The sequence below is a fragment of the Rickettsiales bacterium genome, from assembly GCA_025210695.1.
GTDB lineage: Bacteria > Pseudomonadota > Alphaproteobacteria > Rickettsiales > CANDYO01 > CANDYO01.
In genome coordinates, this window is the sequence record JAOARE010000008.1 from 21,799 (window position 1) to 47,504 (window position 25,706).

The following is a 25,706-nucleotide window of genomic DNA, read 5'->3' on the forward strand; positions in this document are numbered from 1 at the left end:
CTCATGCAAGAAACAAAGATTACACTTCCAGAAATAAAGCTAGTTGGCATCAAAAAAATTAGAACGATCAATGAAGCTGAATTTGATCCTAAAACAGCACAAATTCTTCCTACAATCCAAAAATATTTTCAAGAGAATTATCCAAACAAAATAAAACATCGTAAAAACCCTGGACGAACATTTGCTATTTATTTTGAATATGAGAATGATTATAAAGGAAAATATAGTTATTTTATTGGGGAAGAAGTGACTGAATTTACCGATAACAATAATTTAGAACAATATACGATCCCTGACCAAACCTATAATAGATTCACTACTGAATCTGGAGAAATGGCAAATGTAATTGTTAAAGCGTGGCAAGAAATTTGGCAAATGGATGACTCTAATAGAAACTATATAGCAGATTTTGAAATTTACGATCAAAGAGCGCAAGATCCTAAAAATGCAATTGTAGATATATACATTGGTGTAAAAAACTAACCCTATAATTTTTCTCTATAAAATCTATAGCATTACCGCTATTTTCTTGAAAAAAATATAATTTATATTATAAATGATGATAGATATATCAGAGGGAAATTTATGTTCAGCGTTAATCAAATTCGTAGTGTTTTCTTAGACTATTTTAGCAGAAATGGCCATAGCATTGTACCATCATCATCATTAGTTCCACATAATGACCCTACCCTGATGTTTACCAATTCTGGGATGGTTCCATTCAAAAATGTTTTTACTGGAGAAGAAAAACGTCCATATACTCGTGCAACAACATCCCAAAAATCAGTGCGTGCTGGTGGAAAACACAATGATTTAGATAATGTAGGATTCACCGCAAGGCATCATACTTTCTTTGAAATGCTAGGTAATTTTTCCTTTGGAGACTATTTTAAAGAAGAAGCTATCTATTTTGCTTGGCAATGCTTAACTAAGGAGTTTTTACTACCTAAAGATAAATTATATGTCACTGTGTATTATACAGATGAAGAGGCAACAAAATTATGGAAAAAAATCTCTGGCCTAAGTGATGATAGAATTATTAAAATCAGCACCAGTGATAATTTCTGGTCAATGGGCGACACTGGCCCTTGCGGTCCTTGTTCTGAAATTTTCTTTGACCATGGAGATAAAGTTCCAGGTGGATTGCCAGGAACACCTGAAGAAGATGGCGATAGATACATTGAAATTTGGAACATGGTGTTCATGCAATATGAGCAATTAGCAAATGGCACTAGAAAAAATTTACCTCAGCAAAGTATTGATACGGGCATGGGCTTAGAGAGAATTGCCGCAGTGATGCAAAATCTTCATAACAATTATGAAATTGATTTATTTGTTAGTTTAATTAATGCTACTTGCGATATTGTTAAAGTGAAACCTGAAGGAAAAAATCTTATTTCTTACAGGGTGATAGCTGATCATCTTCGTTCTTCTGCATTTTTACTTGCTGATGGAGTGATGCCTTCTAATGAAGGAAGGGGATATGTATTGCGTAGAATTATGCGCAGAGCAATGCGTCATATTCATCAATTAGGATATAAAGAACCATTAATGCATCAATTACTTCCATCTCTTATCATTGAAATGGGACAAGCTTATCCAGAATTAGTTCGTGCACAGAGCTTAATTCAAGACGTATTACTTCAAGAAGAAATTAGGTTCAAACAAACTTTAGATAAAGGATTGAAGCTTCTTGATGAAGAACTAATCCATTTATCAAAAAATCAGAATCTAAAAGGAGATGTGGCTTTTAAGCTTTATGATACTTATGGATTCCCTCTTGATTTAACTCAAGATATTTTAAAATCTAAAGAAATTAAAGTTGATGTAGATGGATTTAATAGCTGCATGCAAGAACAAAAGACAAGAGCAAGAGCAGCATGGGCAGGATCTGGTGAACAAGCAACTTCTGAAATTTGGTTTGATCTGCAGCAAAAACATGGAGCAACCGAATTCTTAGGTTATGAGGCTGTTCAAGCAGAAGCTATAGTGCTGGCAGTAATGGAAGATAAAAATGGCCAACAACTTGTTATCACCAATCAAACTCCATTTTATGGAGAGTCAGGTGGTCAAATGGGAGATAGAGGCGTTATCGTCAACTCTAAAAATGAAGAATTTAAAGTTACGGACACTAAAAAATTCTTAGGAAAAATTCATGCTCACTCTATTGAAAAAGGCACCTTCAAAGAAGGTGATAAAGTGACCTTAAAAATTGATACAGAATACCGCAACAATTTACGTAAACACCACTCTGCAACCCATTTACTTCATCTAGCCTTGCGCCAAGTTCTTGGTGACCATCTAACCCAGAAAGGATCCTTAGTTGCCTTTGATAGATTACGCTTTGACTTTAGTCATAACAAGGCAATGTCCTTAGATGAAATATCTCAAGTGGAATCCATTGTTAATAAAATGATTAGAGATAATAGTGAAGCTAATACTCAATTAATGTCTACTGAAGAGGCAATTAATTCTGGAGCTATGGCTTTATTTGGTGAGAAATATGACGACGAAGTGAGAGTGGTGTCTATGGGACCATCAATAGAACTATGTGGTGGAACTCACGTTAAGCGTACTGGTGACATTGGTCTTCTTAAAATAATTTCCGAAGGAGCTATTGCTGCAGGAATTCGTAGGGTGGAAGCAGTTTGTGGAGAATTTGCTTTAAATTATATGAACTCCCAAGAGCAAAAACTAAATGCATTATCAGGAATCTTAAAAACTCCAAAAGCTGAAATACCTGAAAAAGTGACTGCCTTACTTAAAGATAAAAAATCACTGGAAGATGAGTTAACCCAAGCAAAAAAGAAGTTATTACTGCTGGATCCTAATATGAAAACCAGCAAATTTGGAGCAATCACTTTAATTGAAAAATTCACTAATGGAGTGGATGCTAAAGATTTACGTAATTTTGTTGAACATATGACTCAAGAAAATGCTAATTCTATAATAGCAGCGGGTTCTCAATTAAATGGCAAAACTTCTCTAATAATTGGAGTCCATAAGGATTTAACTTCAAAATTTGATGCAGCTGAATTAACTCGCACAGTAAATGAGTTGGCAGGAGGAAAAGGTGGTGGGGGCAGGAAGGAACTTGCCCAAGCTGGAGGATTTGACTTTAATAAAGTTGAAGAGATTAGTAGATATATAAAAGAAGTTTTGAGCAAATAATTGTCTCTTTATAAAAAGAACCCATCCAGATATGCGATCTCTCCATTGACATTTACTTAGAAATATGTTAATAATTATTAATATATAATCTTATGAGTATAAAAAATGTTAGAGTCAGTATATTACATTCCAATAGATAATATATACAAAGGAGAAAAATCTCATGTATATAGAAATGTTGACCGTAAATGTCTGGACCAAAAGTTAAAGTCTTTTGATATTGATAGTGAACCTACCTACAAAAGATCAGAAACAGTTGTTGCATTTAATATTTATGATAAACTTGTTTACAAAACCAACACTATCGAAGCTCATCAAATATCAAGACTAGACATAAATGCGCCTACAGAAACGCTTATATATTACGAAGCATCTGAAGAAGCTTTAGAATCCTGTCAAACCCTGAAGAATCTTTAGACCATGCTCAGATATCTATCACTCTTACAGCTCTAATAGGAACTTTATTAGGAGTTATGGTATATTATAGACATATGCCTGCTACTGATAATAACAATGGGATTCTCTTAGAACCACCTGCTGCTAGTAATAACATTCTTCCCGATAATAACTATGAGACTCTCTTAGAACAAGATGATCTTAATATTGTTTTAACAGGGGTAGTAAGCCTTGTCCCCTCAGAGAATCATTTATACGGAGCAGCAGCAGCATAGATTAAAAACTTTCAAATAATTACTCTACTGACAGATTTATATGGTGCTTTGGATATTTAATTTTAGTAATATTAAATATATCAAATAAGCTTTGTACTTATTATTTTATATTAGATATAGATCTAAAAAGTCTTCTAGAACCTAATAATTACTATCCAGACTACAGTTTTCAGGTTACACTGCAATATTCGGAAACTTTTAAAGAGTTTATATGAGCGATCAAAATAACATCCATGTTGTAAGTAGAGCTATTATTCTTGACCAAGAACATATCTTATTATGCAAAACCATTAACCGCCCTAATAATTTTTACTTTCTTCCAGGTGGTCATATTGAACATGGTGAATCGGCTAAAGAAGCACTTCTTAGAGAATTGCTTGAAGAAACTGGAGATATCTTTAAGGTGGAAAATTTCTTAGGATGTTTTGAGCATATTTCCAACCCTGAAAATAAAGGTATTCATGATCACGAATATAATTTTATATTCAAAGCAGAATCTGATCATTTTCAATTTGGTAAATTTATAACCCAACTTGAAGAAAATATAGAATTACTATGGATACCACTAAATAAAATAAATGAAACAGACTTTCGACCTGAAACTTTGAAGAAAAATATTTTAAAGTTGATAGTCAAAAATGATACTATTAATACAAATATTCTATAACATCTATAAAAATAAAAAATTGATATGAACAATCAAAATAATATCCATGTGTTAAGTAGAGCAGTTATCATCGACCAAAATCATATTCTGCTTTGTAAAACCACTAACCTTTCTAAAAACTTCTATTTTCTTCCAGGAGGACATATTGAGCATGGAGAATCTGCCAAGGAAGCACTTCTTAGAGAATTACTTGAAGAAACTGGAGCTGAATGTGATATAAACAGATTCTTGGGATGCCTAGAATATAGCTTTGAACCTGGTCATAGTAGCATATGCCATAACCATGAATATAACTTAGTTTTTGAAGTTACATCAAATTATTTAAAAAGAAACATCAACATCCCTAAACTTGAGAATCACATAGAATTATTATGGATACCACTAAATAAAATAAATAAAATAGATTTTAGAGCTGAGCCTTTAAAAGAATTAATTCCCAGATGGCTTTCTGAAAAAAACAATGTTTTTGAAAGTGTTATGATTTAAAAAATCAGCAATAATAGTTAAATCCAGAAACTTTTAAGCAAATAGTTACCTGTTCTCCAAGATTCATACATTAGGCATAATATTTTTCTCTTGACATTTACTCGTAAAATTATTAACAATTATTAGTATTATTATGGAGTTGCTAAATGTCAGAATTAGTATGTTATGTAGCGATAGACGATGTATTTAAAAAAGGCGAAAAATCCCACGTCTATAAAAATATTAATGAGAAATGCTTATCTCAGGAATCAAAGCGCATAAGCGGAGATGGACCAAGTGATAAAAAATCAGGTCTAGTAGTAGGCTTTAACCATTATGATAAACTCGTCTATAAAATGCACATAGAAAAACTTGAACCTAGACAATATTCTGAATGCGATGGTCCGAATGCAACTAGAGGAATGTTTCATTATTATGAAACCTCTGAAGAAATTTTAAAGTCTTGTAAAAACAACGAACATGCAATCGTTGGTCCTATGACAACAAGTGCTCCAATCACTTCTGATAAGATAATGGCTGATCCAATCAATTCTGGTAAGATAATGGCTGATCCAATCAATTCTGAAACATTCGATACAGATGTATTACTTGGAGTTAAAACATCATCTGCTTCATCATTATCTGAAAAATTTATTGCGGTTAATGAATCTGCTTGTGTCTCAGAGGAGGGATTTATTTCCAGCGATATAATTTCCTATTATAATACATGGTATCTATTACCCTCATTTATTATTACTACTATTGGAGTGAGTATTGACATATATTACAATTCTCTCATCCCTGAAATTAATAATGAGATTCCACAAAATAATCTTGGCGGTTTAATAGAATTAGCACCAGCGGCATAGATTATGCGTATTTAATACTTATCTCTCTAATCTTGGAATATTTACGGAAGTAAGTTAAGAGTTTAAAACTTTCTTGCCAAAGAGATAAATAATTAGTACACAGATAGGTGTAGTCAGGTTATAATAAAGTTTTTAAATCTTGAAGGAATCATTTTGCGTAAATTTATTATATGGTGTTTTTGGATAGCTGTTAATTTTGGAATCATCGGCATTATTGCTGTTGGTTACTTATTTTATATTAACTCACAAGATCTACCAAGCTATGAGCAATTAGAAAAATATGAACCTCCCATTGTTACCAGATTTTATGCCACAGATGGTAAATTGTTAGAAGAATACGCAAAAGAGCATCGTATATTCCTGCCTATAAATTCCATTCCTCCAACACTCCGTCAGGCTTTCATCTCCGCTGAAGATCAGAATTTCTATAGTCATCCTGGTGTGGATTTCATGGGGATATTACGAGCAGCTATTAAAAATGCTATAGCAATGGCACAAGGGAGAAAAGAATTAGTAGGTGGATCCACCATTACCCAACAGGTGGTAAAAAACTTTCTATTAACAAATGAAAAATCAATCAATCGTAAGATAAAAGAAGCCATTTTAGCTTTTAGAATTTCTAAAGCTTTATCTAAAGACAAAATACTTGAGCTTTATTTAAATGAAATTTTCTTAGGATCCAGATCTTACGGCGTTGCATCTGCTGCTTTAAATTATTTCAATAAATCAGTCAATGAGCTAAGCATTGAAGAATCTGCATTATTAGCATCCTTGCCTCAGGCTCCAAGCCGCTATAACCCACGCACTCATATGGAAGAAGTGCTAGACAGGCGCAACTGGGTGATAAAAAGAATGTATGATGAAGATTATATTTCAGAGGATGAAGCCAGAGAGGCTCTCTCCAAACCAATAACATTGGCTAACCGTGATAGAGATGAAGTGGCAACGGCAGACTTTTTTGCTGAAACTGTGAGGCAAAAAATTGCCCAAATGTATGGAAAAGAATCTTTATATGAAGGTGGATTAATGGTACGTACTAGCCTTGATCCAAAGTTAGAAAAAATTGCTGAAAAAGCCTTACGTAATGGACTGATAAGATATGACCAAAAATATGGCTATAGAGGAGCAATAGCTAGGATAGATATTAAAGAAAATTGGGCTAAAAAACTAGCTTCAATAAATCCAGCAAAAATGGATATTAAGCCTTGGCGCTATGCAGTTATTTTAAAACTAACAGAAACTTCTGCTAAAGTTGGATTTGCTAACGGCAAAAAAGGATCTATCAATATAGCTCTAAGTAAATGGGCTTTAAAAGGCAGAAAGCTAACTTCAATGTTTAAACCAGGTGATGTAATAACTTTAGACGATAAAAATGCAATTCAGCAAATTCCAAGAATAAATGGCTCACTAGTTGCTATGGATCCTCACACCGGAAGAGTTCTAGCCTTAGTCGGTGGATATAGCTTTGATAACAGTAAATTTAATAGGGCAACCCAAGCTTTTCGTCAACCTGGATCTTCCTTTAAGCCTTTTGTTTATTTGGCAGCTTTAGAAGCTGGATTTACTCCTTCAAGTATATTTTTAGATACTCCTATTGAAATGGAACAAGGCCCAGGATTACCACTATGGAAACCTCAGAATTTTTATCATGATTTTTTAGGACCTTTAACGTTAAGAAGAGGACTGGAGCTATCTCGTAATACCATCACAGTTAGAATTGCTGAAGCTGTGGGCATTGGAAATATAGTGGAAATTGCAAAAAGATTTGGAATCAATAAAGATCCACAACCATATTACTCTATGGCATTAGGAGCACTAGAAACCACGGTATTGCAACTGACTAATGCCTATGCTGTTATCGCTAATGGTGGGCGCAAAGTTACCCCCACTTTGATTGACAAAATTCAAGACCGCCATGGAAAATTAATCTTTAGCAATGACAAAAGAATATGCGTTGATTGCAACGAAATAAATGGTACTATTCCTTTTATTCAAAATAATAATCCTTATGTTACAGATCCAAGGTCTGCATATCAATTAACTTCCATTTTAGAAGGCGTGGTTCTTCATACAAGAACTGGCTTACCTATAAGACAATTAGGGCGTACCATTGCTGGAAAAACGGGAACATCTAATGGCCCTAAAGATACATGGTTTATTGGCTTCACTCCTGATTTAGTAGTGGGAGTATTTGTTGGTTATGACAATGCAACCAAAATGGGAACTAAGGAATCTGGGGCAACAGCTGCACAGCCTATTTTTGTTGAATTCATGAAAGAAGCATTAGCAGACCAAGCAGATAAATCATTTAAAATACCTGATGGTATAAAATTAGTTAGAACTGATTATATGAGTGGAGAGCCTTCAATGAAATACGGAGGAACAATCTATGAAGCATTCAAACGAAAAAATTATCAAAGCCCTATAGAAATTCAAAAAGCTGTTGTTGATGATTCAAGTCTTGCAATAGAAGAACCACAAAAAAAGGATGATGACGATGAACCAGAAGTTTTCAGTTTAGATGAAATTCAAGATGATGGAATTTACTAATGGCTAGAAAAACCATCGCTCTATTTGGAAGCACTGGTTCTATTGGTGAGAACACAGTTGAAATACTTAAAAAAAAACCTGAAAATTTTGAGCTCAAAGTTTTAACCGCTCATAATAATGTAGAACTTCTAGCTAAACAAGCTTTAGAGCTCAACCCCCAATATGTTCATCTTGGAGACTCTAGCAAAATAGAACAACTAAAATCTTTACTAAAAAATACTAATATTGAGATTATAACTAACTCCATTGATGAAATAGCAAAAATTAAAGTTGATTTAACCGTAATGTCTATTGTTGGATCAGCTGCTATATTACCAACTATTAATGCAATAAAATCTGGTAATGATATAGCTTTAGCTAATAAGGAATGTTTAGTTTGCGCAGGACATATTATTATGAGCCTTGCTAAAAAGCATAATGTAAATATTATTCCTATTGATTCAGAACATAGTGGATTATTTCAAGTTTTTGACTCTAACAGAGCACATCTAATTAAAGACATCACTTTAACGGCTTCTGGAGGACCTTTTAGAGAGTATCCATTAGAGCAAATGAAATTAATTACTAAGACCCAAGCACTAAAACATCCAAACTGGATTATGGGAGCAAAAATTACCATCGATAGCGCAACTTTAGTGAATAAAGCCTTAGAGGTTATTGAAGCTTATCATCTTTTTCCTATAAAGCCTAAGCAAATAAAAATAATTGTTCATCCTGAATCGATCATTCATGCAATAGCAAATTATCAAGATGGATCAATGCTTGCTCAAATGAGCGCAGCTAATATGCAGATCCCAATCTCATATGCTTTGTTTTACCCAGAACGGGCAATACTTAATGAATTTAATAGTTTTGATCTAACCAAAATTGGGCATTTAAATTTTTATAAACCAGAACCAGAAAAATTTAAGTCTCTACAGCTCTTAGAGTCAGTACTTGCAAACATTGACACTAACGCATCTTTAATCTTTAATATTGCAAATGAAATTGCAGTTGATGCATTCTTAAAAGATAAAATAGGATTTCTTCAAATAACCCAAGTCACTGAATTTGCATTAGAAAAAATAGATTTTAAAACATTAAACACATTGGAAGAAATTTTAGAGTCTATGGAAATGGTAAAACAATTATCTGCAGAATACATAAAATCAATTCATTAAATAATAGTTCTTTACCCTATATCTCTTCTACTAGAAATAATATCATAAGCAATTGTTAAAACTCTCTCCGCCGATAAATCTGCACACTCACAGACAATACTAAAATTTTCATCAGCATCTTTAAACCACTTAGTAGCCTGACGGCGCCAACGACGATATCTAGCATTTGAAGGCGGAAGCTTTAAGTCACCTAAAGCCTGGATAATTACAGCTCTCCACATAGATACTTCACTTCTAAAATTATTTTCATCTAAATCATTTAAATATAATTGTTCAATTTCTATAGATTCTTGGTTAAACATCTTACTTATATATCAACTTAGTTAGCATATTAATATTATATATCGTATATCAATACGTTTGTCAAGTTCCTTTCGTACTATATTACGCTTTTATTTTAAAAACACCTGTGTTATCCTACGAATATGGAGTTAGACAAAGAAATTATTGACCATCAAAGAAACACCTTTAAAGAGTTTATGCAACAGCAAAACCTTACCCCATCCTCCTGGGCAAAGAAGGCTGGGGTAACTGAAGCAACAATCCGCCATTATTTAAGTGGAAGAAGCCAATCTCTAACTAGTCTTGTTCTAGAAAAATTAGCAAATAGCGCAGGAGTTTCTGTTAGCGAAATAATAGGAGGAAAGAAGTTTGTTTATAAAAATGTTGAACTGCAGGATATAACTCTCAATAGACCCCTAATGCTTCAAACTCTTATTGATGTTGAAGAGTTCATTAATAACTCTGATCTTACAATAGACGCGAAAGAAAAAGCTCACATCACTATGGCCTGGTATGACCTTGCACAAATACTAAAAAAAGAAAAAAGAGATGACTCCTCTGAATCTTACCTTGAAGAACTAATAAATAAAACAAATTAGAATCCATCTGCAATCATCCTCATCAAAGCAATCGGATTATCTGTAAACACTCCGTATGCATTAAGCTTATTTGCTTCTTCATATTATTACTCCTAAATCTTCAGATAAAACTTTCCTAATTGATCTATTCTTTTTATCTTTCCACTCTTTAGTAAGAACATCATAATTAAAATATCCAGCATTACTAACAGGAGAAGATAGCCAAATCTGCTGAGTTGGAGAATGTTGATTAATTACGTAATCTCCTTTGCTGGTATAAATATAGAGTACATCGCTTATAAGATCGAAATCTTCATCAAATTCAGCTTCCTCTAAGGCATCATAGATAAAGTTAATTTCTTCCCCAGCTAATTTAGTAAATTGTGAATATTCCATGACCATATGTTTTATATCTCCTAATAGCTATATTTATATTTAATCAATTTTTATTTTGCAAGATACATTATTAGGTTATATATAATATATAATAACTTATACTGATATAAAGTTGTAAGGAGAAATAGATAAATATTATGTATGTTGGAACTAGTAACGCTATGAAAGTGACAATTGTCCCATCTTACCAAGATGACTTATCATCAAACCATGATTTTTTTTGGGAATACCTAGTTTCTGTTGAAAACACTAGTAATTCTGTGGTACAACTAGTTGGTAGATATTGGCAAATTATTGGTGCCGATGGCACTACCCAAGAAGTTATAGGGGATACTATAGTTGGAGAACGCCCTATTTTAAAACCAGGTGAAGCCTTTGAATATAAAAGCTTAGCTAACTTAAAAACATCCTCTGGAATAATGAAGGGTCATTACAAAATGCTAGCTAATGGAAAAATACTTGATATTGAAATCCCTAGTTTCTCATTAGATAACCCTTATGAAATAATAAGCATTAATTAAACTGATAGATAGGTAAAACTTATGGATAAAAATAAAGCTCTTGATACTGCTCTAAGTCAAATTGAAAAAGCTTATGGAAAAGGATCAATATGGAAACTAGGGCAACGCCCAAAAGTTGAAATAGAAGCAATTTCAACTGGATCAATAGGACTAGATTTAGCTTTAGGAATAGGTGGCTTACCAAAAGGAAGAGTTATTGAAATATTTGGCCCTGAAAGCTCAGGTAAAACAACTTTAACATTACAAGTTATAGCTGAAGCTCAAAAGAAAGGCGGCACTTGCGCATTCGTTGATGCAGAGCATGCCTTAGACCCAATTTACGCTAAAAAACTAGGTGTAAACATAGATGAGCTGGTGTTATCACAACCAGACACAGGAGAACAAGCTCTAGAAATAGCTGACACTTTAGTGCGCTCTGGTGCCGTGGATGTATTGGTTGTAGATAGTGTGGCGGCATTAGTTCCAAAAGCTGAAATAGAAGGAGAAATGGGTGACTCTCATATGGGCCTTCAAGCAAGGTTAATGAGCCAAGCTCTACGTAAATTAACTGGGTCAATGTCTAAAACTAATTGTATGGTTATTTTCATTAATCAAATTAGAATGAAAATTGGAGTAATGTTCGGCAGTCCTGAAACCACTACAGGTGGAAATGCTTTAAAATTTTATGCATCAGTTAGAATGGATATCAGAAGAACTGGGTCTATAAAAGATAAAGATGAAGTTATTGGTAACCAAACCAAGGTAAAAGTAGTAAAGAACAAAGTCTCTCCCCCTTTTAAAATTGCTGAATTTGATATTATGTATGGAGAGGGAATTTCTAAAAGAGGTGAGTTAATTGACCTAGGAGTTAAAGCAGATATTGTTGAAAAGTCTGGTTCTTGGTATTCATATAACAATGAAAGAATGGGCCAAGGACGCGAGAATTGTAAGTTATTCTTAGAACAGAATCCTAGCATTGCTGATGAAATAGAACAAAAGCTACGCAAGCTAGCGGAGAATGCTGCTGATGGATTTATTGATGAGCTTACAACAATTGGTGAAGAAATAAAATAAGGCAATGATATGCCTAAATTAGTTCGTAATATATCCGCTCCATATGATGCAAAATTTTTGTTTGATTTAGTAGCGGATATAGAATCTTATCCTGAATTCCTTCCCTGGTGCGTGGCCGCTAGAATTAATGATCGTAAAAATAATATAATTTATGCAGAATTAGTCATTAAGTATAAACTATTTCGCAGCTCATATGTCTCTAAAGTTACCCTAATACCAAACAAAGAAATTGTGGTGGAACTAGCTGATGGGCCTTTTAAAAATTTACAGAATCATTGGAAATTTACTCCAAACGCAAACGGCGTGGACGCAGAGTTTATGCTGGATTTCACTCTAAAATCTAAAATATTGAATAACATAATAAGTAATGAGTTTGATTATTATTCTAATAAACTTATAGATGCCTTTTTAAAAAGAGCTGCTTTAATTCACAAAGAAACTTCCAATAGTTGATCATACACTCAAGACTATAATAGAATTATTCTATATTTGAATTCCGATTTAAGTTTAAATTAATGATCAAGATCCTATTACTAGTCAGCAGTATCCATGTTGGAGATTTAAACCAAGGCGACGCCATAGTTAAAGCATTATCTAACAAATCTAAAATCGAAACACTAAGCATAGATGCAAATCAATCTCAAGAGGATGCCAGGGAAGAATATTTAGCTAAATTAAAAACAATTCCTGAAAACGATAAATATATTACCATAGCTGTGGGCGAAAAGGGCATGGAACTTTTTAAATATCTTTCTGATACTAACTCTATTAACAATAAAAAGAGTTACAATTGCTTAGTTATCCATCAATATTTCAATATATTTCCAAAATTAAAACTAAATCACCTTATTATTCCAGAAGCTGTAGTAGACACCCCAGATAAAAAGAGAGTTATTAATAGTTTTCCTAAACATACTCTGGTTTTTGCTTCTCTAGGAAACAATCTTTCCAAAAAAGAATTAAAACTTGCCTATGATAATTGGAAAGATCCAAATAAACCTTCATTAGACAAAGACTATATTATTATTATGATGCCTGGAGATGCTCCAGACTCTTCTAATAAAATGCATTATTTTACTAAAGAATCAGCAAAAGAACTTTTTAACAATATTTATAAATTATGGGTAGACCAAGGAAAGAAACATAAGATTATTATTCAAAATGGTCCACGCACTGGGAAATACTCACCAGAAACCGCTAAAATAATTGCAAATCATGAATATAAATTAGGAGATGATCCATCCACTGCTATAGATGATGTGAGTAGATATTTTGTCCAATTATTTCAAGAAATGGATTATTCATTCTTTAATTTTGCTATTGAAATTAATGGAAAGAACCGTAGAGCTATTTCTTTTTATAATCCATTACTATATCTTGCTATGCAAAATAACAATATTTTTATTATACCTGGGGCCTCAGTATCTTCAATAGGGCAAGTACCTTTATATTTGCCATCAAACAGAGTAATCTTATTTAAACCATCCTCTATGAATGATTCTCATAATGCTATATTTAATCTAGCATTTAAACATAATTATTTATCATATTTTTCTTCTAATGGAGAGATCATTACTCCAAAAGTGATAACTAAGCGCAGTGATGATGATGTTTCTTTAGTGGCTAAAGAGATCTTAATTGGGGTTTATAATCATTAAGATTTAATACTTTGTTAATCTTATATTGTTATTTTATAGAGATTAAATAGCTTACTTTTTTGGAGATATATGCCTATATTCATGTCTAACTTAGATAAAGCAAAAGCTTTATTTGAAAAAGGAGATTACATAACAGCCTTATCTTTATTTAAACAAGAAACTTCTCAATATGAGTCCTTGTTCTACCTAGGAACAATGGCAGAAAAAGGCTTAGGATGTAGCAAAAATTTAAAAGAAGCTGCCAAATATTATCATAAAGCATATAACCAAGGTAAAATATTGCACGCAGGAATTGCCCTTGCTAAACTTGAGCAGAAACAAGGAAAAAATGTCTTAGAAATCTACACAGAAATTGCAAATATTGATGAAAAAATAGACCCTATATTAAAAGCTGATGCTAAATATAATCTAGCTCTAATCCAATCTAATCAATATATTGATGCTAAAAAATTATATGATGAATCTATTAGAATTTATAGGACACATGCTCCATATTCTGCAAAACTATCCCAAGCTCTATATAATAAAGGACAATTAGAATTAAAAAGGGCAGAAACACTAAAGGCCAAGTCTGTCACTTCAGACTCAAAATTAGCAAATGCATTTATACAAAAAGCTAAATATATTTTCCAAGAAGCTGCTGACCTTGGACATAGACCTAGCGCAGCATCTGTTTTAAATATAGAGGCTAACATATTATTTAAAGATGGCAAAGAAGCCGAAGCCTTAAATCAATGTGACCGGGCTTTATCTATTGATCCATCAAATAATGAAAGTAAATTTACTAAAGCTGCAATTATTTATAAAACAACCCAAGGAAATTCTTCAAATATTACTGATGTTCAAGATAAATATGACCAAGCATTAGTCATTCTTAGAGAAATACCTTGCCATGATCCAAAAGATAAATCTTATTTATTACGCAAAACTCTACAGGATAAATTAAATAACGAAATTTCTTTAAGCATATGTCAAAATGCAAAAGAAGCTTTAAATGAAGTTTCTGGAGAAATGTCTCTCTCTATTGATGAATTAGAACCGCAAATATCTTTATCACTGAATAAAGAAAACTCCTTTGCAAATCAAATATTATTTAGTGATGTAAAAAGGATTGGTAAACATATAGCTCAAGAAATTCTAGTAGAAAATCTGCCTTATTTAGAGGAGATTCGCACAAGTAAAACAGCCCCCTCCAGTATAGATTCTGATCCCAAAAATACTTTACATAAAAAAGTAAGGAACATTCTAGAAAATGTAAATACACAACCATATTTTGCTTCTAAAGAAGATCAACAACGAATAGCTAAAAGAAGAAATTTTAGAAATGCTGTTCAAAGCAGATTACAAGAATTCTATACACTTTGCCAAGCCGTTCAAAATGAAGAAGAAAACATTGCAACTATATTACAAGATGATAGTAGTTATAAAACTTGGACTCTTTATGCAAAAGACCAAATTGAACTCACCACACCTTATATTGAAAATATAGCCCAAAGCCCCCTTGTTTCTTTTTATCCATCTGCAGGAGGAATCATAGCTGCAGCAAGCCCCATCATGAAACCTATGATAAATAGAAGGTTACTTGATAAAATTTTTAGCAAATTTGGAGCAAAAGACGAATTTGACCAAAATAATTTACTAAAAAAATCAGCCCGTATTTTTTGTAAAAAAATGAACACAAACCAAAATATAGATGAATATTCATTTGCAATTGCCGATCAATTAGCAAAAAAATATGCTACACAACTTGATGAAATTCCTGAAGACTCCTTAGAGAATTTTGCATATGTTGCTGTTAAAAAAATGTTTAATCAAATACATAACCAAACAAAAAGAGAACAAATCTATCCTAAAATTATAAGTGATTATTTAAGTGATGATAACAAAGACACTGTCTCTTTTTTTGTGGACGCTGTAGCTAATAAAAAAAATAGAGATAAATTTACATCCAGCATGGAAGCCATTTCTAAATCTGGACAACGATATAAAATAGATAAAACTTTTGATAAAGCACCTTCCCTATCTCCTGATAAAAATGAACGAATCACCTCTTTAATGGAAAGACAAAACTCAGATCAAATAAACCATGATATTTATCAATCTCAAAAAGAGACTTATCTTAAAGAGCAACAACATAGTAAAAAAATGGTAAGAATCTATTCAATTGTAAGTGCTGTCACAATGGCTGGATTAATTGTTAGCTCTGTTTTCTTAGGCCCCTTAGGAATTCCTATAGCTGCCACCTGTATAGCTGGATTATTTGCTCTACAAAAAAACCTGGTCAAAAATATAAATGCCAAAGCAAACTTAGCTGCTTTGGAAACTTCTCCTTCTTCCATAGAATTATCTTCTTCTCCTATAGAATTAGAAAGAAATAAAGTAATTTCTTTAAGTAAACAAAAAAAAATAGAAGGTAAATTTGTTGAAAGATTTGCTAATAAATCTAGACCTAGCCTTACATCCTTAAGGAATAAAACACCAACAAAAAACATAGAGAGGACTAGAACGTAATATAACTCTATTCTTGACTACTTTTCATATAATGATAGCCTTTAAGAAGTTATAATTTATAGGATATGTTAATGTTTGATCTTGATCCGGTGTTACTTGCTCGAATCCAATTTGCATTCACTGTAAGCTTTCATATAATTTTTCCAGCTTTTACTATTGGATTAGCTAGCTTCCTTAGCGTATTAGAATGGCGCTGGTTAAAAACAAATGATAAAAGATTTTATGATCTCTATAAATTCTGGGTTAAAATTTTTGCAGTAGCTTTTGGAATGGGAGTGGTTTCAGGAGTGGTGATGTCCTACCAATTTGGCACTAATTGGTCTGTTTTTTCAGATCAAACAGCAAATGTATTAGGCCCGCTTCTTGGATTTGAAGTGTTAACAGCCTTTTTTCTTGAATCTTCCTTTCTTGGAATCATGCTATTTGGTTGGGGAAGAGTAAGCCCCAAAATGCATTTTGCTTCTACTTTAATTGTCGCTATTGGCACTTTAACATCAGCATTCTGGATTTTATCTGCTAATAGCTGGATGCAAACCCCTCAAGGGTTTATAATGGCAGAAGATGGTAGACTTATGCCAACAAATTGGCTGGAAATTATCTTCAACCCATCTTTTCCATATCGCTTCTTTCACATGGTAACAGCTGCATATTTGACTACAGCTTTTGTAGTGGGAGGAGTTGGAGCCTTATATATTCTAACCAAACGCCATGTACCGCAAGCGAAAGTTATGCTAGGCATGGCTGCCATTATGGCAATTATTGTTGCGCCTATTCAATTTTTCATAGGTGACGAACATGGAAAAAACACTATGCAACATCAGCCAGAAAAAGTTGCTGCAATGGAAGGAAATTGGGACAAAACTACCAATGTGCCTCTATATCTTTTTGGCTGGCCAGATCAAGAAGAGGAAGTTACTAAATATGGGATTACAATCCCTGGAGGCGCAAGTTTAATTCTGACCCATGATATAAATGGTGAAGTACCAAATCTTAAATCTTTTCCTCCAGAAAATCTTCCTCCCGTGGCATGGGTGTTTTGGTCTTTTAGAGTTATGGTAGGAATTGGTATATTAATGATATTTACAGGAATATTTAGCGCTATTGAATATTTCCGTGGCAAACTATTCCAAAACCCTTGGCTTCATAGATTGTGGGTTATGATGATTCCTTCCGGATTTATAGCTATACTTGCTGGTTGGTTTGTAACTGAAATAGGAAGACAACCCTTTACAGTATATGGGGTTATTAGAACAATGAAATCTGTTTCTCCTGCAATTATTGGCGATCAAGTGGCGTGGTCCTTATTATCTTTTGTTGTGATGTATACCTTTGTATTTGGAGCTGGCAGCTATTACATTGTGAAGTTAATAAAAAAAGGTATACCTAAAAATGCAAAACAAAATTTATCTAATAACCATGATTTAGCTTCGGTGATAAAAGCTAAAGGAGAATTATAATGTTTAATTTTTCCTCTTATATTGATCTTCCACTAATCTGGGGGGTAATTATTGCAACAGCAATTTTTCTCTATGTATTACTAGATGGCTTTGACCTGGGAGTTGGAATATTATTTCCATTCGCTCCATCAGATAAATGTCGTGATCGTATGATGAACTCAATTGCTCCTTTTTGGGATGGCAATGAAACATGGTTAGTTCTGGGAGGAGGAGGTTTATTTGCTGCCTTTCCTTTAGCCTATTCTATTCTTATGCCAGCATTTTATATGCCCATTATAATGATGCTACTTGGACTAATAATGCGTGGAGTAGCTTTTGAATTCCGCTTCAAATCAGAACCACATCAACGCTATCTATGGGATTATGCCTTCCATTACGGGTCCTTAGCGGCAGCTTTTTGCCAAGGTATGATTCTTGGAGCCTTTATACAAGGTGTTGAAGTTGATGGTAGGAATTTCTCTGGAGGTCCTTTTGATTGGGCAAGCGGTTTTAGCATTATGACCGGCATTGCAGTGGTGTTTGGTTATGCGCTTTTAGGATCCACTTGGCTTGTTATGAAATCTGAAGATATAACTCAAGAATGGTCGCGTAAAGTTGCTTCTTATGTTCTTAGTTTCGTTGGTATTTTTATGGTATTGGTAAGCATTGCGGTACCATTTATAGAAGAGCAGATCAAAGATTTTTGGTTTAGCACTCCAAATATTTATTATTTATTTCCTATTCCTTTAATAACCGCCGCTTTATTTATAATAATATGGCGTGATCTTCATGGCAAAAAACATGAATATCGTCCTTTCTTAGCAAGTATTGGAATTTTTCTGATGGGATATTTAGGACTTGGGTTAAGTATTTTTCCATGGATTATTCCATTTAGTTATAACATTTGGGATGCCGCAGCTTCTGGTCCAGGACTGTCACTAATGTTAGTTGGAGTTATTCCCCTATTGCCAGTAATTCTAGGCTATACAGGATATTGTTATTATATCTTTAGAGGAAAGTCTAGCCATGAACACATGTATTAAATTAGTAAATGAGAAGCTTAAGAACCACCCTAAGCTCAAGCAGTGGCTCTGGTTTATAACCCTATGGTGTGGAGGTCTATCTACAGTATTGGTGCTTTCTCAATTAGTAAAATTCATGATGCGAGGAGCTATATAGGTTAATTTACTATTTACCACGTCCAGAACTTTCTTGTGATTTACTTTCAGTAGCTCTTTCAGAAAATGATGATCCTTTAGCTTTAGCTCTCTCTAGAAACTTTGCTTTTAAATCTTTCTCTAAACTTCCTTTTCCATGAATTTTTTCATATCTCTTAGCTAACTCTCTAAATTCAACATCTCCAAAAGGATCTTCTCTTAACGTAGGAAGTATCAATGGATTTCCGTTATTTACCCTATCTCTAAGAAACTCTAAGTTCTCTTGTCTATGTGGAGGCATTTTCTCAAGAGGTTTTGTTCTTGAATGGTTATTTACTAGTCCTGCTTTTCTCCATCCATCAACCCTTTTTCTCATTACTTGATCATGATCAACCTCACCTTGATTCTCAAGTACCACTTCATCTCCGTAAAGAGCTGTAGGTAGCTTTAATTTTATAGGTTCTTTTTTTGACATAAAATTATCCTTCGTTTTATATAAAAAGCTTTCTTACTAAACCAAACAATTATAGTTAGATATAAAATAACTATTTACTACCACGTCCAGAATTTCCCCGTAATTCACGGCTTTCAGCGGCTCTTTCAGAAAATGATGAACCTTTAGATTTTTTTCCATATTTCTCTGGGAATTTTTCTTTTAAAGCCTCCTTAAGACTTTCTTTGCCATGGATTTTTTCATATCTAATAGTTAAAGCATTAGTCTCTATTTTTCTTGCTTCTTCAGGTGAAGATGGCGCCTTAAATGTAGGCACCATGTACATTTTTCCATCATTAACTTCATCTCTAAGAAATTGTAATACATCTCCAACAGCTGCTCTATTCTCATTCCTACAAGAAATCATTCTAGGTTTATCAGTAAGACCCGTATCGATTGGTTTTTGCTTCTTTGGCATATCTTCTCTCCTTATAATTAAACATCCCCAGCCATAAGTTAATTATAAGTTTACACCTCGCTGATCTTTTTATCAAATAAATAATAATAGCCCTATCAAGAAAACTATTATATAGTCTAACAATGCCTAAACTATTTAAATAAACTTGAGTATAATGAACGATTTTACTAAACCAGATGCAATTATTAGAATTGAAAATATTTCTAAGCAATTCAAAACAAATGATTACAAAACTGTTGATAACATAAGCTTAGATATATTAAGAGGCGAGTCATTCTCATTACTTGGCCCTTCTGGATGTGGTAAAACCACTCTAATGAGAATTATCGCTGGATTTGAAACTCCAGATAGCGGTAGAGTATTTATTGATGGGGTTGATATGACCGATACCCCTCCATATAAAAGACCTGTTAATATGATGTTTCAATCTTACGCATTATTTCCTCATATGAATATTTGGCAAAACGTTGCCTTTGGTTTGGAGCAAGAAAAATTACCTCGCAAAGAAATTGAAACAAGAGTTGATGAAGCTCTAGGAATGGTTGGAATGTCCAATTTCTCTCATCGTAAACCATGGCAGATTTCAGGTGGACAACAGCAAAGAGTAGCGTTAGCTAGAAGTATTGTAAAAAGACCTAAAGTATTGCTCCTTGACGAACCTTTAGGAGCACTAGATCGTCAAACCAGTGAAAAAACTCAAGTAGAACTAACTAATATTCAAAAAATCCTGGGGATCTCTTTCCTAGTTGTAACCCATGACCAAGATGAAGCTATGTCTATGTCTGATCGTATGGCAGTTATGAAAGAAGGAAAACTTCAGCAAATAGGGGCTCCTAGAGAAATATATGATTACCCCAACTCTAGGTTTGTGGCTAACTTTGTTGGATCAATTAATGTTTTTCATGGATATATAAGCGACAATACCAAAAAGAATCGCCTTGTTATTAATAGCGATCAAATATCTTCACCAATCTTAGTTAATTCTTATGAACAGCTAAATATAGGCACAGAAGTATGGGTGGCAGTTCGCCCAGAAGAAATGGAGATTTTTAGTGAACCAGAAGATGACTCACACAACCACGCAGAGGGAGAAATTGTTGACGTTGCCTTCTTTGGAAGCCAAATTGTTTACCATGTTGCTCTACCAAGCAATAAAATAATTCATGTGAGCGTGCCAACTTCAGCAAGGGCTAAAAACCCTTTGATAGATTATGGTAATATGGCTTATATCTCTTGGGATAAAACTGATGGAGTATTGCTAAAGTCATGAATATTGGAATTTTTGACCGCTACCGTACATTAATTATAGTTCCTCCCTTGTTGTGGGTAGGATTATTTATTGTTGTTGCATTGATATTACTTCTGGTAATTAGTTTTAGCGAACCTGAATTTGGAATTACACCTTATAAATCCTTTTTACAACTTAAAGATGGTAAATTGGAGATAAGCCCCTTTTTTGAAGGGTATAAAGTTTTATTCCAAGATTCTTTTTACCTAAAGGCTCTAGCTAACTCTATAAAACTTGCTCTAATTTCTACAATATTTACATTTCTGTTGGCATATCCAATGGCCTATGTAATGTATAGAGCCACCCCTAAACAGCGTCTATTATTACTAATTCTAACTATCGCTCCATTCTGGACTGCTTTATTGATAAGGATCTATGGATGGATAATAATTCTAAAACCTCAGGGATTATTAAATGATTTTCTACTGTGGATTAGAATAATTGATGAACCTTTAAATCTACTTAATACTCAAACAGCTGTTGTTATAGGAATTGTTTATACTTATCTTCCCTTTATGATACTCCCGATTTATTCTTCGTTATTAAAAATAAAAGAAAATATATTAGAGGCAGCTGCAGATCTAGGATCTAAACCATTATCCATTTTTTGGAAAATAACTTTTCCACTATCTATTCCAGGAGTGGTTGTGGGAATTGTATTAGTATTCATTCCTGCAGTTGGTGAATTTGTTATTCCAGATTTATTAGGTGGCGCTAAAGTTATTACAGTTGGAAAATTATTATGGACTGAATTTTTTATGAACCGTGACTGGCCAATGGCGGCAGCAATCACCATTTTAATGGTATTAATTGTGCTTATACCTATTAAAATACTTCATTATTTTTATGGAGATAAATGATGCGTTGTAACTTCACTAATCTAGCCACAGTTTTTGGATTCTTATTCCTCTATATTCCTATTATAATACTGATAGTGTTCTCCTTTAATAGTTCAAGCATTATCAACGTATGGCAAGAATTCTCTTTCACTTGGTATAGAAAATTATGGCAAGATGAAGAAATTATCGCCGCTTTTTTCACTAGTTTTAAAGTAGCATCCCTCTCAGCCACAGGAGCAGTTATAATTGGAACTTTAATAGGATTAGCCTTACAAAGAATTAGCGCTTTTAAAGGAAAATCAATCTTCTCAATATTACTGCCAATTCCGTTAGTGGTTCCAGAAGTAGTTGCTGGATTTGCTATTTCTTTAGTGTTTTTATCCTTAAATAAATTAATTGGAATTCCTCATAAATTTGGCTTAGAAACTGTAGTTATAGCACATATGGTTATTGGAGTAACTTATGTTGCCCTAATGGTTCAAGCAAAATTGGTTGAACTGGACCCATCTTTTGAAGAGGCAGCTCTTGATCTTGGAGCCCCTCCTATTAAAGTATTCTTTTTAGTTACTGTACCTTTAATTGTACCTGCATTAATTTCTGGCTGGCTACTATGCTTTACTATTTCTCTAGATGATCTAATTATTGCTAGCTTTACATCAGGAGCTGGAGTAACTACTCTCCCAATGTTAATTTATTCAAGAATACGCTTCGGGATAAGCCCCGTTATAAATGCATTAGCTACTATGATTATTTTAATGATGGTCCTATTTACAGTGCTTGCTTTATCAATTAACCTAACTAAAAAAATAAAATATAATAGGAAGTAACTAAAATAAACCTTCCCAACGTTTAATCTTATCACAATTGATATCGAATAAGTCTAATACGCGACAAACTGTGTGGTTTACTATGTCATCTATGTTTTGAGGGTTCTGATAAAATGCTGGCACTGGAGGATAGATTATTCCTCCATTTTCTGCGATCATCGTCATGTTACGCAAGTGCGCTAAATGAAGTGGAGTTTCACGGAGCATTAATACTAATTTTTTTCTTTCTTTTAAAATAACATCAGCAGATCTAGTAATTAAGTTATCACAATAAGAATGTGCAATGGCAGACATTGTTTTTATAGAGCAAGGCGCAATGATCATACCATCAGTTCTAAAAGAACCACTGGACATACAAGCACCTATATTTTCAATACTATATGAAAAATCAGCAAGAGATTTAATATCAGATACTTTATACTTAGTTTCGCTCTTGATGGTAATATTAGCTGATTTACTAATGATCAAGTGTACCTGAACATTTTTTGTTTCCTTTAATATTTCTAACAACCTAACACCAAAAATTACCCCAGAAGCACCAGTTATTGCTACTATCAACTTCATCTATTATATCCTATTTAATTTTATGTAAATAATAACATTATCAACGAATATATTCTAGGTTAATTTCGAGGCTATAATTTTGGAGTCTTATATAAATGATTGCTTGATTTCAGTAAACTTGCAATTTCACTATCAATATTACCACCAGATAAAATTACTAAAATTCTTTGTCTGGTATTCTGAGTTTTTAACCAATTAAAAGCAGAAGCCATTGCTACAGCCGCAGTGGGCTCACAAGGAATATCTAACAATTCATGTAACCAAACGGACCAATATAGAATATCTTCCTCACTGACTTCTATAAATCCGTTTAGTCTTTGTAAATAATTAAAAGTGCGCTGCGATACTTGCAAACTACGCAGACCATCAGCCATAGTTTGCGGGGATTCTTTAAAACCAACAATCTTACCTAACTTATAAGACCTTGCTGCATCATTAGCAATCTCAGGCTCAGCTCCATAAATTTTACAAACTCTATCAGCTGCCCTGCTCCCAAGATAAACTCCTGATAATAATGCTCCTCCTCCACAAGCTGCAAATATTGCATCAGGAGTATAATTCAAATCTTCTAAAGCTTCATAAGTTAAAGTGGAAGCCCCTTCAAGAACTAGATCATTATCTGAGGGGTGGAGAAAATAGCAACCAGATTCCTCTCCTGAAATTCTGGCATTCTTTTCAGCTTCCGCTCTAGTTTCAGTGATTATTAGATTTGATCCTAGAGCTTTAATCGCCTCTCTTTTAGAGAAAGACGCTGAATTATGCATATAAATCTCGGTTGGAATATTTACAACTTCTGAGCCAGCCCAAGCAAGAGCCTTAGCGTGATTCCCTGAACTATAAGCTGTTATTCTATTTAACTCTTTCTTCTGTTCGTTTAAAGATAAGAGGGTATTTAAAACTCCACGTATTTTAAAGGCACCTGTAACTTGAGCTCCTTCCGCCTTAAACATAATATCATGGCCTAACATTTTATTTAGTCTTTCGCTAATAACCAAGGGAGTTCGCTTAATAACGGGAGTTATTCTGTGATGAGCTCTAACTATTTGTTCTTTTGTAATCATTTTGATTTTTTCTCTTTTACCTTGGCTTTTGTCTGATTTTTTTTCTTTTTCTCTTTGACCTTGGTTTTTATTTGATTTTTTTTCTTTTTATCCTTCAGATTAACAGTAGTTTTTACTTTTTTCTGAGCATTATTTTTGTCGACCTTGTTTTTAACTTTAGTTTTAGAAGTATTTATTTGTTTCTTTGTTTTATTTTTTTGTTTTTCTTTTTTTATTTTATTTTTGGAAGAATCCTTTATACCTGATTTAGAAAAAGCATTATCCAACAAAGAAGTCATTAACGTATCTCTTTCCTTAGCAGTATTACCTCCCATCACTATACCAACTAAGTGTTTTCCTTCTTTTTGGGCAGTAGTGGCTATATTAAAACCAGAAGCATTAATAAAACCTGTCTTTAATCCCGTAGCGCCCTTATAGTTCTTAAGAACGTTGTTGTGGCTTTTATATGTTTTACCATTAAAAGTAAAACTAGTCACGGAAAACCACGAAAAGAACTGAGGAAAATCTTTTTTCAAGGCGATGGCCAATTTTGCTAAATCGCGAGCAGTAGATTTTTGTGCTTTATTGGGCCAACCAGATGCATTACGATAGGTAGTATTCTTCATCTTAAGCTTCTTAGCTTGTCTATTCATCATTTCAACAAACTTTGCTTCTGTTCCGGCAATTGCTTCAGCTAACACCACTGCAGTATCATTACTAGAATGAACAATAAGACCTAAAATAGCTTTCCTTACAGGAATGTATCCTCCTGGTTTTAAATTAAGATTGGTTCTCGGCATTGCTGCAGCTTTTTTTGATATCAATAACTTCTTATCAAGAGACAACCTACCTTCATCTATTTCTTTAAAAACCAAATAAAGAGTCATCATTTTTACTAATGATGCTGGATATCGAACTTCTTTATCATTACTAGAATACAATATTCTTCCATCGTGCATATCCGCTATAATACTAGCTTTTCTAGAATTTTTAGAGATTTTAGGTATAGGCGTTGCTGCTATAGAAAAATCTGCAAAGAAAAAACAAGTCAATACAATGATATTAATAAAGAGTTTTTTCATTCGTTATTTT

General features: G+C 33.3%; 28 protein-coding genes. 21 read left to right on the forward strand and 7 right to left on the reverse strand.

Features of this window, described 5'->3' with window-relative positions; all coding sequences use genetic code 11:
- Window positions 1-3: 3 nt before the first annotated feature.
- The 9 genes from N4A31_00405 (at window position 4) to dxr (ending at window position 9,553) form a co-directional block, all read left to right on the forward strand.
- Entirely contained in the window at window positions 4-483 is a 480-nt protein-coding gene (locus N4A31_00405; GenBank protein MCT4634695.1) for a GyrI-like domain-containing protein, read from the forward strand.
- A 102-nt stretch (window positions 484-585) separates the two neighbouring features.
- A complete protein-coding gene (alaS, locus tag N4A31_00410; protein ID MCT4634696.1) occupies window positions 586-3,171 on the forward strand; it encodes an alanine--tRNA ligase in 2,586 nt (861 codons plus the stop codon).
- A 105-nt stretch (window positions 3,172-3,276) separates the two neighbouring features.
- On the forward strand, window positions 3,277-3,588 hold the full coding sequence (locus tag N4A31_00415; protein MCT4634697.1) for a hypothetical protein: 312 nt from the start codon (window positions 3,277-3,279) through the stop codon (window positions 3,586-3,588).
- Window positions 3,589-3,644: 56 nt separating this feature from the next.
- Complete coding sequence (locus tag N4A31_00420; protein ID MCT4634698.1) at window positions 3,645-3,842, forward strand: hypothetical protein; 198 nt, start codon at window positions 3,645-3,647, stop codon at window positions 3,840-3,842.
- Between the two features lie 211 nt (window positions 3,843-4,053).
- Window positions 4,054-4,509, forward strand: a complete 456-nt coding sequence (locus N4A31_00425; protein MCT4634699.1) for an NUDIX domain-containing protein — start codon at window positions 4,054-4,056, stop codon at window positions 4,507-4,509.
- 24 nt (window positions 4,510-4,533) lie between these two features.
- Window positions 4,534-4,995, forward strand: a complete 462-nt coding sequence (locus N4A31_00430; GenBank protein MCT4634700.1) for an NUDIX domain-containing protein — start codon at window positions 4,534-4,536, stop codon at window positions 4,993-4,995.
- Between the two features lie 146 nt (window positions 4,996-5,141).
- A complete protein-coding gene (locus N4A31_00435; GenBank protein MCT4634701.1) occupies window positions 5,142-5,843 on the forward strand; it encodes a hypothetical protein in 702 nt (233 codons plus the stop codon).
- Between the two features lie 153 nt (window positions 5,844-5,996).
- Window positions 5,997-8,393, forward strand: a complete 2,397-nt coding sequence (locus N4A31_00440) for a penicillin-binding protein 1A (protein MCT4634702.1) — start codon at window positions 5,997-5,999, stop codon at window positions 8,391-8,393.
- Window positions 8,393-9,553 (forward strand): 1-deoxy-D-xylulose-5-phosphate reductoisomerase, encoded by a 1,161-nt coding sequence (gene dxr, locus N4A31_00445; GenBank protein MCT4634703.1) that lies wholly within the window; start codon window positions 8,393-8,395, stop codon window positions 9,551-9,553. Before N4A31_00440 ends, dxr begins: the two co-directional genes overlap by 1 nt.
- Window positions 9,554-9,564: 11 nt before the next feature.
- Here the strand turns inward: dxr and N4A31_00450 are convergent, their stop codons facing one another.
- Window positions 9,565-9,855, reverse strand: a complete 291-nt coding sequence (locus N4A31_00450) for a hypothetical protein (protein ID MCT4634704.1) — start codon at window positions 9,853-9,855, stop codon at window positions 9,565-9,567.
- 123 nt (window positions 9,856-9,978) lie between these two features.
- On the opposite strand from N4A31_00450, the gene N4A31_00455 reads away from it, so the two are divergent.
- Entirely contained in the window at window positions 9,979-10,434 is a 456-nt protein-coding gene (locus tag N4A31_00455) for a helix-turn-helix transcriptional regulator (protein ID MCT4634705.1), read from the forward strand.
- Window positions 10,435-10,512: 78 nt separating this feature from the next.
- Here N4A31_00455 and N4A31_00460 read toward each other — a convergent pair whose 3' ends face one another.
- The gene (locus N4A31_00460) at window positions 10,513-10,815 is read right to left on the reverse strand and encodes a frataxin family protein (protein MCT4634706.1); all 303 of its coding nucleotides are present in this window, start codon (window positions 10,813-10,815) and stop codon (window positions 10,513-10,515) included.
- Between the two features lie 155 nt (window positions 10,816-10,970).
- Here N4A31_00460 and apaG point away from each other — a divergent pair, with 155 nt between their 5' ends.
- The 8 genes from apaG (at window position 10,971) to N4A31_00500 (ending at window position 19,167) form a co-directional block, all read left to right on the forward strand.
- Window positions 10,971-11,330 (forward strand): Co2+/Mg2+ efflux protein ApaG, encoded by a 360-nt coding sequence (apaG, locus tag N4A31_00465; GenBank protein ID MCT4634707.1) that lies wholly within the window; start codon window positions 10,971-10,973, stop codon window positions 11,328-11,330.
- Between the two features lie 21 nt (window positions 11,331-11,351).
- Window positions 11,352-12,383 carry a recombinase RecA gene (gene recA / locus N4A31_00470; GenBank protein MCT4634708.1) on the forward strand — a complete coding sequence of 344 codons (1,032 nt, stop codon included), beginning with the start codon at window positions 11,352-11,354 and terminating at the stop codon, window positions 12,381-12,383.
- 9 nt (window positions 12,384-12,392) lie between these two features.
- Entirely contained in the window at window positions 12,393-12,836 is a 444-nt protein-coding gene (locus tag N4A31_00475) for a type II toxin-antitoxin system RatA family toxin (GenBank protein ID MCT4634709.1), read from the forward strand.
- A gap of 62 nt (window positions 12,837-12,898) precedes the next feature.
- Complete coding sequence (locus tag N4A31_00480) at window positions 12,899-14,041, forward strand: hypothetical protein (GenBank protein MCT4634710.1); 1,143 nt, start codon at window positions 12,899-12,901, stop codon at window positions 14,039-14,041.
- A 69-nt stretch (window positions 14,042-14,110) separates the two neighbouring features.
- The gene (locus N4A31_00485) at window positions 14,111-16,552 is read left to right on the forward strand and encodes a hypothetical protein (protein MCT4634711.1); all 2,442 of its coding nucleotides are present in this window, start codon (window positions 14,111-14,113) and stop codon (window positions 16,550-16,552) included.
- A 71-nt stretch (window positions 16,553-16,623) separates the two neighbouring features.
- Window positions 16,624-18,009 carry a cytochrome ubiquinol oxidase subunit I gene (locus tag N4A31_00490; protein ID MCT4634712.1) on the forward strand — a complete coding sequence of 462 codons (1,386 nt, stop codon included), beginning with the start codon at window positions 16,624-16,626 and terminating at the stop codon, window positions 18,007-18,009.
- Window positions 18,009-19,031, forward strand: a complete 1,023-nt coding sequence (gene cydB / locus N4A31_00495) for a cytochrome d ubiquinol oxidase subunit II (GenBank protein MCT4634713.1) — start codon at window positions 18,009-18,011, stop codon at window positions 19,029-19,031. Before N4A31_00490 ends, cydB begins: the two co-directional genes overlap by 1 nt.
- Window positions 19,015-19,167 (forward strand): hypothetical protein, encoded by a 153-nt coding sequence (locus tag N4A31_00500; GenBank protein ID MCT4634714.1) that lies wholly within the window; start codon window positions 19,015-19,017, stop codon window positions 19,165-19,167. Before cydB ends, N4A31_00500 begins: the two co-directional genes overlap by 17 nt.
- A 9-nt stretch (window positions 19,168-19,176) precedes the next feature.
- Here N4A31_00500 and N4A31_00505 read toward each other — a convergent pair whose 3' ends face one another.
- Window positions 19,177-19,620, reverse strand: coding sequence for a hypothetical protein (locus N4A31_00505; protein ID MCT4634715.1), 444 nt, complete (start codon window positions 19,618-19,620; stop codon window positions 19,177-19,179).
- Window positions 19,621-19,690: 70 nt separating this feature from the next.
- Window positions 19,691-20,056 (reverse strand): hypothetical protein, encoded by a 366-nt coding sequence (locus N4A31_00510; protein ID MCT4634716.1) that lies wholly within the window; start codon window positions 20,054-20,056, stop codon window positions 19,691-19,693.
- A 154-nt stretch (window positions 20,057-20,210) separates the two neighbouring features.
- Here N4A31_00510 and N4A31_00515 point away from each other — a divergent pair, with 154 nt between their 5' ends.
- The 3 genes from N4A31_00515 to N4A31_00525 are packed head-to-tail and all read left to right on the forward strand — an operon-like array spanning window position 20,211 to window position 23,010.
- Window positions 20,211-21,326 (forward strand): ABC transporter ATP-binding protein, encoded by a 1,116-nt coding sequence (locus N4A31_00515; GenBank protein ID MCT4634717.1) that lies wholly within the window; start codon window positions 20,211-20,213, stop codon window positions 21,324-21,326.
- Window positions 21,323-22,204, forward strand: coding sequence for an ABC transporter permease (locus N4A31_00520; GenBank protein ID MCT4634718.1), 882 nt, complete (start codon window positions 21,323-21,325; stop codon window positions 22,202-22,204). The genes N4A31_00515 and N4A31_00520 overlap by 4 nt, the downstream gene beginning before the upstream one ends.
- Window positions 22,201-23,010 carry an ABC transporter permease subunit gene (locus tag N4A31_00525; protein ID MCT4634719.1) on the forward strand — a complete coding sequence of 270 codons (810 nt, stop codon included), beginning with the start codon at window positions 22,201-22,203 and terminating at the stop codon, window positions 23,008-23,010. The genes N4A31_00520 and N4A31_00525 overlap by 4 nt, the downstream gene beginning before the upstream one ends.
- Here N4A31_00525 and N4A31_00530 read toward each other — a convergent pair whose 3' ends face one another.
- The 3 genes from N4A31_00530 to N4A31_00540 all read right to left on the reverse strand — a co-directional run bounded on the left by N4A31_00530 (window position 23,011) and on the right by N4A31_00540 (window position 25,696).
- On the reverse strand, window positions 23,011-23,574 hold the full coding sequence (locus tag N4A31_00530) for a UbiX family flavin prenyltransferase (protein MCT4634720.1): 564 nt from the start codon (window positions 23,572-23,574) through the stop codon (window positions 23,011-23,013).
- A 71-nt stretch (window positions 23,575-23,645) separates the two neighbouring features.
- Window positions 23,646-24,635 (reverse strand): serine/threonine dehydratase, encoded by a 990-nt coding sequence (locus tag N4A31_00535; protein ID MCT4634721.1) that lies wholly within the window; start codon window positions 24,633-24,635, stop codon window positions 23,646-23,648.
- Window positions 24,632-25,696 carry a D-alanyl-D-alanine carboxypeptidase gene (locus N4A31_00540; GenBank protein ID MCT4634722.1) on the reverse strand — a complete coding sequence of 355 codons (1,065 nt, stop codon included), beginning with the start codon at window positions 25,694-25,696 and terminating at the stop codon, window positions 24,632-24,634. Before N4A31_00540 ends, N4A31_00535 begins: the two co-directional genes overlap by 4 nt.
- Window positions 25,697-25,706 lie beyond the last annotated feature (10 nt).